The sequence below is a fragment of the Acinetobacter sp. YH12144 genome (genome assembly GCF_013418345.1).
GTDB lineage: Bacteria > Pseudomonadota > Gammaproteobacteria > Pseudomonadales > Moraxellaceae > Acinetobacter > Acinetobacter amyesii.
Window position 1 is genome coordinate 1 of the sequence record NZ_VPCD01000049.1, and the last position, 3,415, is coordinate 3,415.

A 3,415-nucleotide genomic window follows, 5' to 3' on the forward strand; every position below is an offset into this window, starting at 1 on the left:
TCTGTTTTTTATTGCTGCAACAACTTCTGTCTTTTTCTTATAGTCGTGTTCATTCAGATCAGCACGATTTAAGTCAGCATTGGGTGTATCAATAAGTCGATATGTATGATCAAGTGACCCCCCAATTTCGCCAAAAGATTTCAATTTGGCATGTCTCAAAATAACGTAATCAGTCATCGCAAAATCCAAGATCAAATATTAAACTACGTTCAATATCTGCTTTTGATTTTGCTTTTTCAACCTAATTTCAAAATTTGGTGTACTTACTACACCAAAATTTTTTCTTCGAATAAAATTTAGGTTCCGCAAGCTCTTCGAGGACTCTGCCGGGGGCGGAAGTCTTACGACTTCCAGGTGAAACCCTCATCAATTAACAGCGGTAGAAAGGTTTGAAATTTCTGCTCATCAAGCAACATGTCTGCAATTCGTTTTCCAAATTCTTCATACGATTCGGTGCCCTTTGAATACTCACTCATTTCAGCACGACGAGCTAGTTTGTTTGCAAACAAGTATCTTTGAGCATCTGTAATTTTTGCAAATAGATCGACAGTGTTTTTATCACGTTGTCGCTCAATCTTTTGCGATTTAACTTTTGATTTAAACTTGAATGAAAAACCCGATATTGTTCGTCCTGTCTTGTGTTGCTCATAGCTAACTTTGATGTCTGTATGCTCGTTGATTTGTGCGACAGCTAAGTCTAGAACGTATTTCTTGAAATTGTTCATTGGCTTGTATTCGCTATCAAGCAAGCCAAGTTTTTTTCGAAAATCTACAAGTGAAAATTCTGGTGTCTTTCCGACAGACTTCCAGCACATTAGAAGTTCATACAAGCGAACAGCATACTTACTTGTGAGCTGTGCTACTTGCTCAAGATCATAGCTTGTGAAGTGACTTTCTAAGCGAGAGCACATGCCTGAAACTACAGGGCTGAATATAATCTGTACTTCTGCTGAGTCATCAACATAAGCGATCTGAGACACCCAGCGGCTTTTAACTACCTTTAGCTTTCCATTTTGTAGTTCAGTGAATGTGAATTGACGCTCAAATAGTGATAACACAGCGTCTTTGAGAGCTTTATAAGCTGCATCTTTAGATACATTGAACTGCTTTTCGTACTCACTAGCATGAATCGAAACGGGTCTTAAAGCATTAAAACCTGTTTCTGTTTCGCGGGATTTAACTATACCCTGCAAAACCAAGCGTTGCTCAACAAGATCAAGAGCATAGCTTGCATTAATTAAAACATTATCTTTCACAACCTGAGCCATTTGCTTATTACCTTTTCTCATTATGCAACGCCCTCCAAAATTGAACTAAGGTAATAAATCAGCTACCTGAAAACTGTCGGCTAATACATGGTTAAATGCTAACCTATTTTATTTAGTTAGTCAAAATATTTACTAACTAAAATTAGATAATAATTTATCTATCATAATTAAGAGCAAACCTAGCTTTATATAAGAGCAAACCTAGCTTTATATAAGAGCAAACCTAGCTTTATATAAGAGCAAACCTAGCTTTATAATGCCTGAAACGCAGTCATATCAATGCTTTCAAGGGTCTTAAAAGCATTTAAAAGCTTTAAAAACTATTAAAAACTATTAAGAACCAAAACAACCGTGAAAACTGCCCTATGTTTTCGCTATGCTCAAACTCTATTGCGGTTCGCTACGCTCACCGCTAGGGGCAGTTTTATCAAATACCTAGATAACTCAAAAGAAAAGCAATATTGCATTCGCTACGCTCATGCTTTTACAGGAAAACCCACAGTTCGCGCCCATGCGGGACGCTCTGCACTTTCAGAAAGAAGGCAAAGGGGAGTTTGTAATCAGGGAGGGGAGTGAGCGAATTTTCATTGTGTCGCTCGTAGACACTCGCTAAGTAATTGATTTTATTGTTTAGATAAGCTTAACCAAAAGGGTTGTAAGTGTTATCAGCATCAAATGACTTATCTTGATCTTTATTAACCTCGCTTCTAGACGCTCTGTAAGGCGCATTTTCTGCCGTTTTCTGCTTTCTGTACGTTTCTAGCCCTTCCTTAGCTATCCTTTCATTTTCGGCAATCTGTGCGCTTCTAGCAGCATCTTTCACCTGTTCTGCCGCTTTGAGTTCTTCCAGACGCTTCAGATAGTGCCCCACTTCATTTATGACAGGCTCGAAATTCTCATAGTAATCATCGAGTTTATTTTGGAATCGTTTGCCGATCTGGTTTTCTGGGTTTTGTTTTAATACGGAAATCGTTTCATTAATATCCACATCTTTACTCTTCTTATAAATATTGTTTTTATAATTATTATAATATTCTGTCATTAAGGAATCATATTTATATTCAGACATATAAAAATCCGGCTTATCAATATATATTTGAGAGCCATCATTTTTCCAACCTTTTTCAATTTCCTTATCTGTTAAGTCATTCTTTTTAAGCCAATTCTCTGTTTTCTTATATTCTTTTTTGATTAACTTCTCATTATTATTTTTGTTTTTTAATTCTAAATTGCAGTAGTCATAAAAATACTCAAAATTATCTTTATGATCATTAATTACTTTTATTTTTTTATTATATTCTTCGACTTCTTTTTTAATATCATTTTCATTTTTATTTTTAATTAATGAAGCTGTTTCTTTTATTTTGCTATTAAATAGCTCGACGTATGGTTCCGGCACATCATCTAAAGCATTTAAATAAACTTTCGACTTTTCTGCTATTTCTCTGAGTGATTCGACTTCTTTTTTTGTCGCAGCATTCTGTATAGCTTCAATTTTTGCTTTTTTATAATCTGGTAATACAGCTTCAAGTACTCGTTTTGCGTAATTTTCTCTTGATTCAAAGCTTTTAACGGGTGGCAAATTATCAATATTTGGGCTGAACTCGTTTATTTCATTGATTTGATTAATGATCTCATAATGCTGTTTGATTGTTCGATGTTCAGCTTTTGAGTGTTTGATGCCACGGCTTAATCCTAAATGTTTAACAATTTCAGCTGCTTCGGTCTGTTCTTCATGTAATAATTTTCTTCCATCTAGCCACTTTTTGCAATTAAGTACTTGTTTTTCTTCATCAAAAGGCACGATGTAAGCTATTAGATGCGGAGTTGTTTCGTCTCTATGAATATGAGTAGAGATAACATTATTAACACCCCATTTTTCAATTAATCGCTTCTTCTGTATTTCAAAAAATTCTGTCTCTGTCTCTTTATTCCCCCATCCTGACCAATCCGGGCTAGCTGTGATGAGATATTCAACACATAAAACATTTCCGGGCCTTTCTTTAACACGTTGATCAATTCTGTTTTTTATTGCTGCAACAACTTCTGTCTTTTTCTTATAGTCGTGTTCATTCAGATCAGCACGATTTAAGTCAGCATTGGGTGTATCAATAAGTCGATATGTATGATCAAGTGACCCCCCAATT

Annotated in this window: 2 protein-coding genes; both read right to left on the reverse strand. The window is 35.5% G+C overall.

All coding sequences use genetic code 11. The features are described 5' to 3' along the window. Nucleotides 1-341: 341 nt before the first annotated feature. Nucleotides 342-1,289, reverse strand: a complete 948-nt coding sequence (gene repM, locus FTU79_RS16265; protein WP_257223656.1) for a replication initiation protein RepM — start codon at nt 1,287-1,289, stop codon at nt 342-344. Nucleotides 1,290-1,908: 619 nt separating this feature from the next. Beyond that, nucleotides 1,909-3,415 (reverse strand): MobV family relaxase (gene mobV / locus FTU79_RS16270; RefSeq protein ID WP_180051351.1); only part of this gene is annotated, 1,507 nt, incomplete at its 5' end.